We start from the raw sequence: 15,115 nt of genomic DNA on the forward strand, positions 1-15,115 counted from the left end.
GAGCACTTCCCCTGTGGGCACGGTCCGCGTGTCCGACCGGTCGCGTGCGGTGGTGGTCCTCTCCCACGCCTACCGCCAGGAGGCCTTCGACGCCGCCGCCGAGTTCATCCGGGCGATGGATGAGCGCGGAATCGTCTGCCTGGTCATCGACGAGCAGCACGCCCAGCTCGGTGCACGGCTGCCCGGGGTCGATCTGGTCAACCTGTCCCAGCGCAGTCACGACATCGAGGCGGTCGTCGTCTTCGGCGGGGACGGCACGATCCTCCGTGCCGCCGAGTGGTCCCTGCCGCACCAGGTGCCGATGCTCGGGGTCAACCTGGGCCATGTGGGCTTCCTCGCCGAGCTGGAGCGCTCCGACATGAGCACCCTGGTCCGCAAGGTCTGCGCCCGCGACTACACCGTCGAGGACCGCCTGGTGCTCGACGTGCGGGTGCTGGACCACCACGGCGACCAGCTGTGGCGCTCCTTCGCGGTCAACGAGCTCAGCCTGGAGAAGGCCGCCCGCCGCAGGATGCTCGACGTGCTGGCCTCGATCGACGAACTACCCGTCCAGCGCTGGAGCTGCGACGGGGTGCTGGTCGCCACCCCCACCGGCTCCACCGCCTACGCCTTCTCGGCCGGCGGACCGGTGATGTGGCCCGACCTGGACGCCATGCTGATGCTTCCGCTGTGCGCCCACGCACTGTTCGCCCGCCCCATGGTGCTCAGCCCCGAGGCCCGTGTCGACCTGGACCTCCAGCCGGACGGGTCCGACTCCGGGGTGCTGTGGTGCGACGGCCGTCGGAGCTTCGACCTCATGCCGGGACGACGGATCACCGTCACCCGCCACCCGCAACGGTTGAGGATCGCCCGGCTGGCCGAGCAGCCCTTCACCTCGCGACTGGTCAAGAAGTTCGCGCTGCCCGTCGAGGGGTGGCGCCAGAGCGAGGGCGACACCGGCGCATGATCGGCCATTTCCTGATCCGCGACCTCGGGGTGATCGACGAGGCCGAGGTGGAGTTCTCCCCGGGCCTCACCGCCGTCACCGGTGAGACCGGCGCCGGCAAGACCATGGTGGTCAGCGGCCTGGGCCTCCTGCTGGGTCAGCGCGCCGATCCGGGACTGGTGAGACGGGGGGCCCGCAGGGCCGTCGTGGAGGCCACTCTCGGCGTCGACCCCCCGATCGCTCGGACGGTCGCCGAACTCGGCGGCGAGACCGAGGACGGCGAGGTGATCTGCAGTCGCCAGGTGCTGGCCTCCCACCGCTCCCGGTCCTCGGTCGGCGGGGCCCAGGTGACGGCCGGCCAGCTGGGCCGGCTGACAGCCTCGACCCTCACCATCCACGGCCAGTCCGACCAGATCAGACTCACCTCACCAGACCACCAGCTCGACGTCCTGGACCGGGCCGCGGGCTCCCGGATGGCCGACCTCCTCGAGGCCCACCGCGACCTGTGGCGCCGGCACCGCGAGGTCGCCGAGCACCTGACCAGGCTGAGCACCGGGGAACACGACCGCTCCCTTCAGATCGAGGTGCTGCGTCGCAGGATCGCCGAGGTGGACGCCGTCGACCCGCAGCCCGGCGAGGACCGGGAGCTCATCGAGGAGATGAGGAGGCTCCAGCGGGGCCAGGACACCCGCGCCGCCCTGGCGCGCGCCGACCGGAGCCTCAACGGCACCGAGACCGAGTCGGGGATGGACCCCGGAGCGGTCTCCCTGCTGGACCAGGCCCGGCGTGAGCTGGACTCCCTCGCCGATCTGGACGAGTCCTGCGCGACCCTGGCCCGGACCGCCCGCGGGCTCGGCTACGACCTGGCCGAACTGGCCTCCGAGGTGGCCTCCCAGGCAGACCGGGCCTCGGCCGATCCCGCCCGGATCGAGCAGGTCAACGGGCGTCTGGCGGCGATCCAGGCGCTGGTGAGAACCCGTGCGACCACCCTGGAGAGGCTGCTGTCCGAGACCACCGCCGATCGCCGGGAGCTCGCACAGCTGGACGGCGGGGGAGCGGACCTGAGTGCCCTGGAGGAGCAGCTGGCCCAGCTGACCGGCCGGCTGGAGACCAGCGCCGCCACGATCTCCGCACTGCGGTCGACGACTGCCGCGCGACTGGCCCACGACGTCGCCCCCGAGTTCGCCGCCCTGGCGATGCCCAGGGCCAGCCTGGAGTTCCGGCTGTCGGACGCCCCGATGGGCCCCCGGGGCATCGACCAGGTGACCATCATGCTGGCCGCCAACCCCGGTGCCGCACCGGCGCCTCTGGCCAGAGCGGCCTCCGGAGGCGAACTGTCGCGGGTGCGGCTCGCCCTGGAGGTCGTGCTGGCCGCCACCGAGACGGCTCAGACCTTCGTCTTCGACGAGGTCGACGCCGGGGTGGGAGGTGCGGTCGGCATCGAGATCGGACGCCGGCTGGCTCAGCTGGCGGACCGCCACCAGGTGATCGTGGTGACTCACCTTCCCCAGGTCGCCGCCTTCGCCGACCGCCAACTGGTCGTCACGAAGGCCTCCGACGGTCGGATCACCCGATCCGGTGTCCACCAGGTGAGCGGACCCGACCGACTCAGCGAGCTGGCGCGGATGATGACCGGGATGGCCGACTCCGAGCTGGCCGTCGAACACGCCCGGGAACTGATCGGCCTGGCCGCCCAGCATCGAGGAGACGACTCCGACTGATCCCCGGAGTGTCCGGGAGACCACCCGACACCCGCCGCAGACCCCCTCTCCCACACCGCCGGACGTCTATCACCGATCCGCGGTGGAGGAGATCCTTCTCACCAGATAGGCTGGAACCCCGTGAGCACCGACAGTCACTGCACCAAACATGTTTTCGTCACCGGGGGAGTCGTCTCATCGCTCGGGAAGGGGCTCACGGCGTCCTCCCTCGGCTCCCTGCTGAAGTCGCGTGGCCTCAAGGTCACGATGCAGAAGCTGGATCCCTACCTGAATGTGGATCCAGGCACCATGAACCCGTTCCAGCACGGCGAGGTGTTCGTCACCGAGGATGGCGCCGAGACCGATCTGGACATCGGCCACTACGAGCGGTTCCTCAACGAAAACCTGTCCGGCGAGGCCAATGTGACCACCGGCAAGGTCTACTCCACGGTGATCGCCAAGGAGCGTCGCGGCGACTTCCTGGGCGACACCGTCCAGGTCATCCCGCACATCACCAATGAGATCAAGGCCCAGATGCTCGCGATGGAGGCCGGCGATCCCGATGTCGTCATCCACGAGATCGGCGGCACCGTCGGTGACATCGAGTCGCTGCCCTTCCTGGAGGCCGCCCGCCAGGTCCGCCACGAGATCGGCCGGGAGAACGTCTTCTTCCTGCACGTCGCCCTGGTGCCCTACATCCGGCCGGCCAAGGAGATGAAGACCAAGCCCACCCAGCACTCGGTGGCCGCCCTGCGCGAGGTCGGCATCCAGCCCGACGCCGTCGTCTGCCGGTCCGAGCGCCCGCTGGCCAAGGGCATCAAGTCCAAGATCGCGCTGATGTGCGATGTCGAGGAGCAGGCCGTCGTCTCATGCCCCGACGCCTCCTCGATCTACCTCATCCCCAAGGTGCTGCACCGCGAGGGACTGGACGCCTATGTCGTCCAGCGGCTGTCGATGTTCTTCCGTGACGTCGACTGGACCACCTGGAACGACCTGCTCAACCGCGTCCAGCACCCCACCGAGGAGCTCACCGTCGCCCTGGTCGGCAAGTACATCGACCTGCCCGACGCCTACCTGTCGGTGACCGAGGCGCTGCACGCCGGCGGCTACGCCAACCGCGTCAAGGTCAACGTCAAGTGGGTCGCCTCCGACACCTGCGCCACCCCCGAGGGAGCCCGCAAGGCCCTGGCCGGGGTCGACGCGATCTGCGTTCCCGGCGGGTTCGGGATCCGCGGTGTGGAGGGCAAGGTCGGCGCGATCCGGCACGCCCGCGAGACCGGGCTACCCTTCCTGGGGCTGTGCCTGGGCCTGCAGTGCGCCGTCATCGAGGTCGCCCGGGACCTGGCCGGGATCGAGGACGCCGCCTCCAGCGAGTTCGAGCCGGACAGCAAGAACCCGGTCATCGCCACGATGGCCGAACAGGTCGACATCGTCTCCGGCAATGCCGATCTGGGCGGCACCATGAGGCTCGGCGCCTACCCGGCCAAACTGTCCAAGGACAGCCTGGTCGCCACGCTCTACGGCACCACCGCCGTCTCCGAGCGGCACCGTCACCGCTACGAGGTCAACAACGCCTACCGCGACCGCCTGGAGGCCGTCGGACTGCACATCAGCGGCACCTCCCCCGACGGCAGCCTCGTCGAGTTCATCGAACTGGACCGCGGCCTGCACCCCTACTTCGTGGCGACCCAGGCCCACCCCGAGCTCAAGTCTCGCCCGACCCACGCCCACCCGCTGTTCCGCGGCCTGATCGCCGCCGCGATCGCCCACCACCACGGGGAGGACCGCTCGGTGCCGCTGCCCGAGGGGACCGACGCTCCGGTGGCCGGGCAGGGCGCCGAGGGCGAGGACGCGAAGTGAGCGCCCCGCGCTGGGACCACGACGAGACCTGGCGGGTCGACTCCCACGAGGTTCTCGCCACCGGCAGGGTCTGCGACTTCGTCAACGACACCATCACCACACCCACCGGTGAGCAGGTCGCCCGCCAGTACATCACCCACCCCGGAGCGGTCGGCATCATCGCCCTGGACGACCAGGACCGGGTCGCCGTGGTGCGTCAGTACCGCCAGCCCGTCGAGATGATCCTCGTCGAGCCGCCCGCCGGTCTGCTGGACGTCGCGGGGGAGAACTACCTGCACGCCGCCCAGCGGGAACTCGCCGAGGAGGCCCAGCTGGCCGCCTCGGACTGGCGGATCCTGGTCGACATCTTCACCTCGCCGGGAGGATCCCAGGAGTCCCTGCGGATCTTCCTGGCCCGCGGCCTGCGTCCGGCCCCCCGCCCCGACGGGTTCGTGCTGGAGGGGGAGGAGGCCACCATGAGCCACGACTGGGAGCCCCTCGACGACCTGGTCGACGCCGTCTTCGCCGGCAACTGCCAGTCGCCCACCCTGGTCACCGGAGTGACGGCCCTGGTCACGGCCCGCGACCGCGGCGTGATCGACCGGCTGCGCCCGGCCGACGCCCCCTGGCCGGTCCGGGAGCGTCCCGGCGGGCTGTCCGGGATGCCTCCCGAGTCGAACGGCGCCGCGGAGCAGGGTTGAGCGACGCCTCGGTCGATGACCTGGTCGTCGACTACCTGTCCCACCTGGCGGTGGAGAGAGGGCTGTCCGACAACACGGTGGCCGCCTACCGCCGCGACCTGGACCGGTACCGCCACTTCCTGGCCGGCCGCGGACTGACGGATCTGGCCCAGGTGAGCGCAGTCGACGTCTCGGAGTTCTCCCGGGACCTCGCGCGCCGGGATCTGGCGCCGGCCTCGGTGAGTCGCGCGGTGGTCGCGGTGCGCAACCTGCACGCCTTCGCCCTGGCCGAGGGACGGGTCGGCCTCGACGTCGCCCACGAGGTCTCCCCGGGAGCCCGCCCCCGCCGTCTGCCCAAGGCCCTGAGCATCGAGTCGGTGGAGGCGCTGCTGGACTCGTGCGACACCACCACCGTCGAGGGGCTGCGCGACCGCGCCCTGCTCGAGCTGCTCTACGGCACCGGGGCCAGGGTCTCGGAAGTCTGCTCCCTGGACGTCGATGACCTCACCCCGGTGCTGTCCGACCCGCAGCAGGGACTGCGACTGTTCGGCAAGGGGGGCAGGGAGCGCGTCGTGCCGCTGGGCAGCTACGCCGCCGACGCGGTCCGCGGGTGGCTGGTGCGCGGCCGACCGGGGTGGGCCGCCTCGCACGGGTCCGGCAGTGCCCCGGCCACCCCGGCCCTGCTGCTCAACCAGCGCGGGGGCCGGCTGTCGCGGCAGAGCGCCTGGGCGGTGATCCAGCGTGCCGGGCAGCGCGCCGGGATCACCGAGCACCTGTCGCCGCACAGCCTGCGGCACTCCTTCGCCACCCACCTGCTCGACGGCGGAGCCGACGTCCGGGTGGTCCAGGAGCTGCTGGGACACGCCTCGGTCACCACCACCCAGATCTACACGCTGGTCACCGTCGAGCATCTGCGCGAGGTCTACCGGTCCAGTCACCCCCGCGCGCTCAGCAGTGACGAGAGGGACGGCCCCACGACACCCGTGGGCACCACCGACTAGTGTTGAGCCAGCCCGGTGCAACCCGGGTCCGACACGAGGCGAGAGGAAGGGTCCCAGGTGGCCGAGGCGACGGATCAGGAGGAGATCTTCCACGTACCGGCTCCCGGCAAGGAGGCCGCCGAGGCCGCTGAGCACGACATCGGACCGACTGGTCGACCGATCCCAGACATTCCCGAGCCGCATCCGGTGCCCGACGGGCCCAAGCACGCCTTGGTGATCTCGATGTGCAACCAGAAGGGCGGGGTCGGCAAGACGACCACCACCATCAACCTCGGTGCCGCTCTGGCCGAGTACGGCCGGAAGGTGCTGCTGGTCGACTTCGACCCCCAGGGGTCCCTGTCGGTGGGGCTGGGGATCAACCCGCACAACCTCGAGATCAGCATCTACAACCTGCTGCTGTCGAACCGGGATCGCGTCGAGGACGTCATCCAGGAGACCGTCATCAACGGGATGGATCTGCTCCCCGCCAACATCGACCTGTCGGCGGCCGAGGTCCAGCTGGTCTCCGAGGTGGCACGCGAGCAGACACTCAAGAGAGTCATCGACAAGGTCCGTGGCGAGTACGACGTCATCCTCATCGACTGCGCTCCCTCCCTGGGGTTGCTCACCATCAACGCCCTGACCGCCTCCGACTACGTCATCATGCCGCTGGAGTGCGAGTTCTTCGCGCTGCGCGGCGTCGCCCTGCTCACCGACACGATCGAGAAGGTGCAGGACCGGCTCAATCCCGATCTCAAGATCCTTGGCATCCTGGGAACCATGTTCGATCCCCGCACCCTGCACGCCCGCGAGGTGATGGAGAGGGTCGTCCAGGCCTTCGGCGAGGTCGTCTTCCACACCGTCATCAAGCGCACCGTGAAGTTCCCCGAGACCACCGTCGCCGGGGAGCCCATCACCACCTACGCCTCCTCCTCGCCGGGGGCCAAGGCCTACCGCGACCTCGCCAAGGAGGTGCTGCACCGTTGCCACGTCGGGTGAGCCTTCCGGGAGCCGATGAACTCTTCCGCCCCACCACACCGGTCCGGACCCCCCGCCACAGGTCCGCTGACCGGCCCCACGACCAGGATCCCGAGCCGATCCGGGAGCAGGATCCCGACGACTCCGCACACCGCAGCGCCGGGAGCAGTGCCACTGCGCGGAGAGCCGCTGCGCAACCCGGCGGTACCGCACAACCCGCCGGTAGCGCACAATCAGCAGATTCCGCACGAAGGGCCGGCAGATCCCGGTCGGTGACCGGCAGGGTCCGCCACGACGAGAAGATCACCGTCTACGTCAGCACCGGCGAGCTCATCGCCCTTGAGACCGCCCGGGTGGCCCTCAAGGCTCACGGCATCAGCGCAGACCGGGGTCGCATCGTCCGGGAGGCGATCGCCATCGCGCTCGCCGATCTGGACACCAGCGCCGAGTCATCGGCCCTGGTGGCCCGGCTCAGTCGCTGAGCCACCCACACACGAACAGGAGAACCCATGACCGACGAGAAACAGGGAGTCCGGCTCCAGAAGGTCCTCGCCCAGGCCGGCGTCGCCTCCCGGCGAGCCGCCGAGGAGATGATCGATGAGGGCCGGGTCGAGGTCAATGGCGAGATCGTCATCGTCCAGGGCCGCCGAGTCGATCCCGAGCACGACGAGATCCGCGTCGACGGGTCCCGGATCCCCACCGCCCGACGCCACCTCTACTACGTGCTCAACAAGCCGCGCGGAGTGGTTTCCACGATGGACGACCCGGACGGGCGGGCCTGCCTGGCAGATCTGGAGGGGGTCCCGAACCACGAGCGACTCTTCCACGTCGGACGTCTGGACACCGAGACCGAGGGGCTCATCCTCCTCACCAATGACGGCGAGTTCGCCCACCGGATGACCCACCCCTCCTACAAGGTGCTCAAGAGTTATCTCGCCGAGGTCGAGGGATTCGTCGACGACAAGGTCATCAGGCGGCTCACCAAGGGGCTGACCCTGGAGGACGGCCCGGTGCACCCCGACTCGGTGCGACTGGTGCAGGCCTCCGAGATGAAGTCCCTGGTCGAGATCAGCCTCCACGAGGGGCGCAACCGCATCGTCCGGCGCATGATGGACTCGGTGGCCCACCCCGTGCGCCGACTCTCCCGGACCGCCATCGGCCCGGTGCGGGTGGGCCGTCTCGGAGTCGGCGACATGCGTCCGCTGAGTCGCGAGGAGCTGGGCAAGCTGTTCGATCTCGTCGATCTGTGAGAACGGCGTCCAGGCGTTCGCAACCGCCTGTGAACTGGTTCGTCGACCGCCGAGCAGGGTCTGCCCCGGGTGCGGCGGGCCGTCGCCTCGGGTAACGTGCACCGGGTGATCTCTCGTGCCTTCCGTTCCCGCCGGACCACGGCCGCAGGGCTGACCGCCCTGCTGTGCGTGGCGGCCCTGGGCCTGACGGCCTGCAGCTCCGACAGTTCCTCCAGCAAGGCGACGCCGACACCGTCGGCGAGTTCGGCGGCCGTCTCCCCCTCCGCCTCGGCCACGCCCAGCCCGTCGGTCTCCGCCACCCCGACGAAGCCGGCCACCACGATCACCAGCCTCGATGCGATCACCGTCACGGGGGCGGCGGGCAAGAAGCCGACCGTCACCGCGAAGTGGCCCCTCAAGATCGCCGCGACCACCTCGAAGGTGCTCACCGCCGGATCCGGTCGCACGGTCTCCGACGACGCGACCGTGCGGATCAACTACGAGGGCGTCAACGCCCGCACCGGCAAGTCCTTCGACTCCAGCTTCTCCCGCGGCAAGCCCACCAGCTTCCCGCTGAGCCAGGTCGTGCCCGGCTTCCAGAAGGGCCTGAAGGGCCACAAGGTCGGCGACCGGGTGCTCGTGATGATGCCCGGCTCCGACGCCTATGACTCCCAGGGCGGCAACCCCCAGGTCGGGATCGCCAAGGGCGACTCGCTGATCTTCGTCGTCGACATTCTCGACACCTCCTTCGAGACGGCCACCGGCACCGCGGTCACCCCGCCCGCCGGGCTGCCGACCGTCACCGTGAAGAACAACATCCCCACCGTCACCATCGGGAAGGCCACCAAGCCGACCTCGCTGGTCACCCAGCCCCTCATCAAGGGCGACGGGGCCAAGGTCAGCGCCTCCGACGTCATCCAGGTCAAGTACCGCACCTGGGCCTGGTCCACCGGAAGCCTCATCGAGGACGGCTACTCCGGCAGTGCGGTGACCGGTCAGATGTCCGGGGTCATCGAGGGCTGGAAGAAGGGGCTGGCGGGCCAGACCGTCGGCTCCCGGGTGATGCTCATCGTCCCGCCGGCCCAGGCCTACCCGAACGGCAATGCCACCCCGGCGATCGACAAGGGCGAGACCCTCGTCTACGTCGTCGACATCCTGTTCGCCGAGCCCGCCTCCTGAGTCGAACCGGCCGGCTGACCTGAGGTCCCCTCCGCAGGGGCATCCAGTGCCACATCGGACCACCAGCCCCGGGGCCCGGCCAGAGGGCCGGCCTCCAGGGGCCCGGGTTCGGCCGAGTCCGCGGCGGCACCCCGGGGCGGACGCAGAGCCGCGTCGATCCCGGGATCCCCGGCCAGCAGGTCGGTCAGCCTGTCCACCTCGGGCAGACCCAGTGACCGGCACAGCACGGCCCTGACGCGCGCGGCGGACAGCCCGCCGGCCGCCAGCTCGGCCATCCCCGCGGCACCCCTGGCCTTGGCCAGGCGCTTGCCTCCCGGACCGGTGACCAGTCCGGTGTGGGCGTAGCCGGGGGCCGGCAGGCCCAGCAGGTCCGCGATCATCGCCTGGCGGGGGGCCGAGGGCCACAGATCCCGTGCCCTCACCACCTGGTCGACCCCCTGGAGCCCGTCGTCGACCACCACCGCCAGGTTGTAGGCCCAGGTCCCGTCATTGCGGCGCAGCACGACGTCATCGACCCGACCCGACTGGGTGCCGCGGGCCAGATCATGAACCGTCCAGTGGTGCACCGGCGCCGCCAGCCGCAGGGCCGGCGGACGGCGGCCGGCAAACTCGGCGCGTCGACTCCGGGACAGCCCCCGGCAGGTCCCCGGATAGGGCAGCCAGTCGCCCTCCCCGGAACGCGGGTTCCCGTCGGGCGCCCGGGAGGCCGCGGCGATCTCCCGGCGGGTGCAGAAGCACGGGTAGCTCGGCAGCCGGCGGGCCATCTCTGCGTAGATCTCCAGGCGGGCGGACTGGCGGACCACCGGTCCGTCCCAGTCCAGCCCCAGCGCCTCTAGATCGCGCAGCTGCTGGTCGGCGATGTCACCGGCGGCCGCCACCCTCACCTGGTCAAGGTCCTCGACGCGCACCACGAATCCACGGCCGCTGCGCCGGGCCAGCAACCAGGCGACCAGTGCGGTGCGCAGATTGCCCAGATGGAGGGCCGAGGTCGGCGAGGGGGCGAACCGGCCGTGCCCGGGGAGGTGTGCGCTGTCCATGATCGTCACTGTAGGGGCGCCCCGCACGACCGGCCCGGCGGCAAGACGGAGTGACCGGGGGTGATGGGCGACCGGCAGTGATGGGCGACCGGGGGCGATAGGCTGTGGGGCCGCGGCAACCTTCGGGAGGTGCTCATGTCGTCACGGCGGTCGGAACGGTTGGTGAACCTCGTCATCGCACTGCTGGTCACCGATCGCCCACTCACCCGGGCCGAGCTGCGCGAGGCCATCGAGGACTACCGGGGCAAGTCCGACCAGAGCTTCGAGCGCACCTTCGAGCGCGACAAGGACGAGTTGCGCAACCAGGGCATCGATGTCCGCGCCGTCACCATCGACAGCTACTTCGGCAACGAGGTCGGCTACCGCATCCCCCGATCAGACTTCGAGCTGCCGCCGGTGCAGTTCAGCCAGGCCGAGGCTGACGCCCTGGGGATGGCCGCCCGGGTGTGGCGCGACCAGGTGCTCGACGAGTCCTCGGCCTCGGCCCTCACCAAGCTGCGGGCCGCGGGGGTCGAGCCCGACATCGAGGCCGGGGTCTCCACCCAGGTGACCTCGGGCCCCGACCAGACCGGCTTCCCCGAGTTGTGGCGGGCCACCCTGTCGGGCACCCCGGTGCGCTTCGACTACCGCGAGACCGCCGTGCGCCACGTCGAACCCTGGCGGATGGTGCTGCGCCGCGGCCACTGGTACCTGCTCGGCTTCGACCGCGACCGGCAGGACCCCCGCGTCTTCCGACTCTCCAGGATCAGCTCGAAGGTGGCCGAGGACGGTCCCGCGGGCTCGGTCCTCAGACCCGGCCCCGAGGTCGTCCAGCAGCACCTTCAGCGTCTGGAGCCCCCTCCCGCCAGTCCCGTCACCGCTCTGGTGGCCCACGACCGGACGGTGCGGCTACCCGGACGGGCCGAGGCGGCACAGCCTCCCGAGTCCCTTCCTGACCGGGTGCAGATCCCCGGCGACTTCGTCGTGGAGACGCTGACCGTCGCGGGGATGGACCAGATGGTGACCTCCCTGCTCCAGGCCGGCGGCAGGGCGATCCTGCTGGGACCCCCGCAGGTGCGCCGGGCGATGGCCGACCGGCTCGAGCAGATCGCGGTCAGGCCCTGGAGCCACTCCCCGGAGGTGCCGCGATGACGCACTCCCAGACCGAGGTCACCAGGCTGCTGTCCCTGGTGCCCTACCTGCGCGCCCATCCCGGGGTTCCGCTGACACGGGTCGCCGAGGTCTTCGGGGTGCGCCCGGCCCGCATCGTCGCCGATCTCAAGACCCTGTGGATGTGCGGCCTGCCCGGCGGACTGCCCGACGACCTCATCGACATCGACATGGACGCCGTGGACGCCGAGGGCACCGTCACGATCGGCAATGCCGACATCCTGCCCCGCCCGATGAGGCTGACCCCCGACGAGGCCTGGTCCCTGCTGGCCGCCCTCCAGGTGGTCGCCGATCTCGCAGACCCCTCGGTGCGGCCCGCCGTGGAGTCGGCCATCGCGACCCTGCGGACCGTGGTGCCCCAGATCGGCCCCGACCCGGTCCAGGCCAGTGCCGGGGCCGGCACCGACCACCGCCGCGAGTGGTTCGCCCACGCTGTGGCCGAGGGCTGGCGGGTCCGTCTGGTGCACCGTCGCCAGGAGGACGACAGGACCACCAGCCCGGTGGTCGACCCGGTCCGCATTGAGGTTCGCGAGGGCCACAGCTATCTGCTGGGGTGGTCGCTGGAGCGCGGCGCCTGGCGGACCTGGCGGCTGGACCGGGTCGAGCGTGCCGAACACCTCGGCGAGTCGGTCGGCCACGGTCTTCCGCCGGCCGAGGTGAGCTGGTTCAGCGACGTCCCGGCCCGCGACGAGGTCACCCTCACGGTGGCACCGTCGGCGCGATGGGTGGCCGAGTACCACCCCGCCCGCCGGGTGGAGAAGGTCCCCGAGGGCTGGCAGATCACCTTCGCCATCGCATCCCGCGGTTGGTTGGCCGACCTGCTGATCTCGCTGGGCCCCGAGGTGCTGGATGTCACACCCCCCGAGGCGGCCTGGCCGGCGGCTCGGGCGCTGAGCGCGGCGGCGCGGGCCAACGGCCTGACCGAGCCTGACATCGCGGCGTCGGAGAAGGAGGACCGGTGACCATGCTGTGGCTGTGGGTGCTCATGGCCGCGCTGGTCGGAGGACTGGCCCTCACCGTCTGGGGACTGTGGTGGCTGTGGCACAAGGTGACAGCTCTGGCGGCGGAGCTGGAGAGGCTCCTGGGCCGTCTCGAGGAGGCCGCCCAGATCCTCGAGAAGGTCGACCTCGACCCGCTGGATGGCGCCGTCTCGCACCCGGGCGGCCACGATACGGCGTGGTAGCCTGAGCGGCGACTCCGGACTGCGGGAAAGGTCTCGCAGACGGCCGGTCGCGTCGGTTCTGAAAGGTTGTCGGCCATGGCCCTGCAGCTCATGCTCATTCCCACCGAGATGGGAATCCTCATTCTGGTCATCGTGGCCCTCGTGCTGTTCGGCGGGTCCCGGATCGCCGGCGTCGGCAAGGGCGCCGGCCGCGCGATCCGCGAGTTCAAGGAGGAGACCAAGGGTCTCAACCAGGCGGACAAGGACGCGAACTCCGGGACCGCCGACACCGCCGATCCGACTGCCGGGACGAAGCCGACCACCACCGACACCGAGGCCAAGTCGGAGTGACCCCCGGGTCGGGGACGGACAGGTGGAGATGAGCGTCGACACCGGCAAGGACGTCGCGCAGGCGCCCGAGCAGCAGAAGACCGGGCGGCTGTCGTGGCTGCGCGCGCCCAAGGGCGGCGAGGGCGGCACCATGTCGCTCATCGATCACCTCAAGGAGCTGCGCTACCGGGTGGTGGTCTCCCTGGTCGCAATCGTGATCACCAGCTCGGTGGCCTTCGTCTTCTACCGGCCCCTGGTCGAGGTCGTGATGTGGCCCTACCACCAGGCCAGCGCCTCCATCCTCGCCAAGAACCCCTCGGCCCATCTGCAGGTCGTCAACACCGGCGTCACCGCCCCCTTCGTGCTCAACCTGAGGATCGCGATGGTGGTCGGCCTCATCGCGGCCTGCCCCATCTGGCTCTACCAGCTGTGGGCCTTCATCGTCCCCGGGCTGGTCGCCAGGGAGAAGCGGTGGGCGATCCGGTTCCTCGCCTCCTCTATCCCGCTGTTCCTGATGGGTGCTGCCCTGGGGTACTGGGTGATGCCCAAGGGCATCTCGATGATGCTGAACTTCACCCCGAACGGGATGGGCATCACCAACCTGCTCGACATGAACGCCTTCCTCGCCCTCGAACTGCGGCTCGTGCTGCTCTTCGGGGCCAGCTTCCTGCTGCCCGTGGTGCTGGTCATCCTCAATATGGTCGGCGTGCTCAAGGCCACCCAGCTGGCCGGTGCCCGCAAGTGGGCGATCTTCGGGTTCTTCGTGCTGGGGGCCTTCGCCAACCCTGCCGGTGACCCCATCTCGATGTGCGCCCTGGCGCTGCCGCTGACCGTGATGTACCTGGTCGCCGAGATGATCTGCCGGGCCCATGACAGGAAGACCAGGGTCGACGACATGGGCATCGACTCCGACGAGTTCAAGATCGACGTCGATTGAACCACCCCCCGGCCCGGCCGGAGGCCGTGGTCGAGCCCTCCGGCATCCTCACCCTGGTCGTCAATCCCGCCGCCGGTGCCGGCACCGCCCGCCGACTCGCCGCCCCGGTCGCCGGACGTCTCAGTGCCCAGTTGCCGGGCACCGCGGTCCGCACCGTCCTCACCGACTCCCTGGCCCACGCCGACGCCGTGATGCGCGAGGTGGTCGACCAGGCGCTGGCCGAGCCCGACCGCGGACCGCACAGCCTGGTGACGATGGGAGGGGACGGCATGGCCCATCTGGGCCTCAACGCCGCCGCCGGCACCCCGGTCCGCCTCGGCCTGGTGCCTGCCGGAACCGGCAATGACTTCTGCCGCGGGGTCAGGCTGCCGCGCCGGATGGGGGAGGCCGTTGACGCCATCAGCTCCTGGCGGGTCGGCGAGATCGACCTGGCGGTGGCCAGTGGATCCCTCCGCCACCCCGGCGGAGTGGGGCGCACCGACCGCCGATGGCTCGGATCGGTGCTGTCGACCGGCTACGACGCGCGCGTCAACCGTCGCACCAACTCCGCCCGGCTGCGGCTCGGCCCGCTGTCCTACGCCTGGGGTGCGCTGGCGGAACTCGCCAGATTCTCCCCGCTGCACTACTCCATCACGCTGGACGGGCAGCACAGAGACCTCGACGCGATGCTGGTGGCGGTCGGCAACGCGGGCTGGATCGGCGGCGGGATGAGGATCTGTCCGCGAGCCGATGTGCACGACGGGATGCTCGACATCACCATCATCCGTCCGGTGAGCCGCAAGGTCCTGCTGGCCGCCCTGGCCACCGTCTACACCGGGGCCTTCGCGCGGCTGCCATTCGTCGAGACGCTGCGCGCCCGCACCGTCCGGATCGACGGCGAGGGGCTGTTCGCGATGGCCGACGGCGAGGAGTTCGGGGACCTGCCACTGACCGTCTCCTGCCGGCCACGGGCTCTGCACCTGCTCGGGGCGCGCTGAACCGGAGCAGCCG

Annotated in this window: 16 protein-coding genes; 15 read left to right on the forward strand and 1 reads right to left on the reverse strand. The window is 70.6% G+C overall.

Annotated elements, in window-relative coordinates; translation table 11 throughout:
• Positions 1-13: 13 nt before the first annotated feature.
• The 9 genes from FEZ32_RS10130 to FEZ32_RS10170 all read left to right on the forward strand — a co-directional run bounded on the left by FEZ32_RS10130 (position 14) and on the right by FEZ32_RS10170 (position 9,510).
• Positions 14-946 carry an NAD kinase gene (locus FEZ32_RS10130; protein ID WP_097828097.1) on the forward strand — a complete coding sequence of 311 codons (933 nt, stop codon included), beginning with the start codon at positions 14-16 and terminating at the stop codon, positions 944-946.
• Complete coding sequence (gene recN, locus FEZ32_RS10135; RefSeq protein WP_138680530.1) at positions 943-2,646, forward strand: DNA repair protein RecN; 1,704 nt, start codon at positions 943-945, stop codon at positions 2,644-2,646. The genes FEZ32_RS10130 and recN overlap by 4 nt, the downstream gene beginning before the upstream one ends.
• 120 nt (positions 2,647-2,766) lie before the next feature.
• Positions 2,767-4,485, forward strand: coding sequence for a CTP synthase (locus FEZ32_RS10140; RefSeq protein WP_138680531.1), 1,719 nt, complete (start codon positions 2,767-2,769; stop codon positions 4,483-4,485).
• Positions 4,482-5,165: an NUDIX domain-containing protein gene (locus FEZ32_RS10145; RefSeq protein WP_138680532.1), complete on the forward strand. Its 684-nt coding sequence runs from the start codon at positions 4,482-4,484 to the stop codon at positions 5,163-5,165. Before FEZ32_RS10140 ends, FEZ32_RS10145 begins: the two co-directional genes overlap by 4 nt.
• Entirely contained in the window at positions 5,162-6,145 is a 984-nt protein-coding gene (locus FEZ32_RS10150; protein ID WP_097798665.1) for a site-specific tyrosine recombinase XerD, read from the forward strand. Before FEZ32_RS10145 ends, FEZ32_RS10150 begins: the two co-directional genes overlap by 4 nt.
• A 57-nt stretch (positions 6,146-6,202) precedes the next feature.
• On the forward strand, positions 6,203-7,123 hold the full coding sequence (locus tag FEZ32_RS10155) for a ParA family protein (RefSeq protein WP_138680533.1): 921 nt from the start codon (positions 6,203-6,205) through the stop codon (positions 7,121-7,123).
• Positions 7,108-7,584, forward strand: a complete 477-nt coding sequence (locus FEZ32_RS10160) for a hypothetical protein (protein WP_138680534.1) — start codon at positions 7,108-7,110, stop codon at positions 7,582-7,584. The genes FEZ32_RS10155 and FEZ32_RS10160 overlap by 16 nt, the downstream gene beginning before the upstream one ends.
• Before the next feature lie 27 nt (positions 7,585-7,611).
• On the forward strand, positions 7,612-8,352 hold the full coding sequence (locus FEZ32_RS10165; RefSeq protein ID WP_097798668.1) for a pseudouridine synthase: 741 nt from the start codon (positions 7,612-7,614) through the stop codon (positions 8,350-8,352).
• A 60-nt stretch (positions 8,353-8,412) separates the two neighbouring features.
• The gene (locus FEZ32_RS10170) at positions 8,413-9,510 is read left to right on the forward strand and encodes an FKBP-type peptidyl-prolyl cis-trans isomerase (RefSeq protein ID WP_244937986.1); all 1,098 of its coding nucleotides are present in this window, start codon (positions 8,413-8,415) and stop codon (positions 9,508-9,510) included.
• Here FEZ32_RS10170 and gluQRS read toward each other — a convergent pair.
• On the reverse strand, positions 9,471-10,547 hold the full coding sequence (gene gluQRS / locus FEZ32_RS10175; RefSeq protein ID WP_097798670.1) for a tRNA glutamyl-Q(34) synthetase GluQRS: 1,077 nt from the start codon (positions 10,545-10,547) through the stop codon (positions 9,471-9,473). The genes FEZ32_RS10170 and gluQRS overlap by 40 nt on opposite strands.
• Before the next feature lie 135 nt (positions 10,548-10,682).
• Between gluQRS and FEZ32_RS10180 the strand changes: the two genes are divergently transcribed.
• The 6 genes from FEZ32_RS10180 to FEZ32_RS10205 all read left to right on the forward strand — a co-directional run bounded on the left by FEZ32_RS10180 (position 10,683) and on the right by FEZ32_RS10205 (position 15,102).
• Positions 10,683-11,678: a helix-turn-helix transcriptional regulator gene (locus FEZ32_RS10180; RefSeq protein WP_138680536.1), complete on the forward strand. Its 996-nt coding sequence runs from the start codon at positions 10,683-10,685 to the stop codon at positions 11,676-11,678.
• Positions 11,675-12,658, forward strand: coding sequence for a WYL domain-containing transcriptional regulator (locus FEZ32_RS10185; RefSeq protein ID WP_097798672.1), 984 nt, complete (start codon positions 11,675-11,677; stop codon positions 12,656-12,658). Before FEZ32_RS10180 ends, FEZ32_RS10185 begins: the two co-directional genes overlap by 4 nt.
• Positions 12,655-12,879: a hypothetical protein gene (locus FEZ32_RS10190; protein WP_420809243.1), complete on the forward strand. Its 225-nt coding sequence runs from the start codon at positions 12,655-12,657 to the stop codon at positions 12,877-12,879. The genes FEZ32_RS10185 and FEZ32_RS10190 overlap by 4 nt, the downstream gene beginning before the upstream one ends.
• Positions 12,880-12,954: 75 nt before the next feature.
• On the forward strand, positions 12,955-13,209 hold the full coding sequence (locus tag FEZ32_RS14150) for a twin-arginine translocase TatA/TatE family subunit (RefSeq protein WP_420809244.1): 255 nt from the start codon (positions 12,955-12,957) through the stop codon (positions 13,207-13,209).
• A 28-nt stretch (positions 13,210-13,237) separates the two neighbouring features.
• A complete protein-coding gene (gene tatC, locus FEZ32_RS10200; RefSeq protein WP_338028421.1) occupies positions 13,238-14,125 on the forward strand; it encodes a twin-arginine translocase subunit TatC in 888 nt (295 codons plus the stop codon).
• A complete protein-coding gene (locus FEZ32_RS10205; RefSeq protein ID WP_236082571.1) occupies positions 14,122-15,102 on the forward strand; it encodes a diacylglycerol/lipid kinase family protein in 981 nt (326 codons plus the stop codon). Before tatC ends, FEZ32_RS10205 begins: the two co-directional genes overlap by 4 nt.
• The last annotated feature ends 13 nt before the right edge of the window (positions 15,103-15,115 follow it).

Origin of the sequence: Acidipropionibacterium jensenii (assembly GCF_005890135.1) — a bacterium.
GTDB classification, from domain to species: domain Bacteria; phylum Actinomycetota; class Actinomycetes; order Propionibacteriales; family Propionibacteriaceae; genus Acidipropionibacterium; species Acidipropionibacterium jensenii.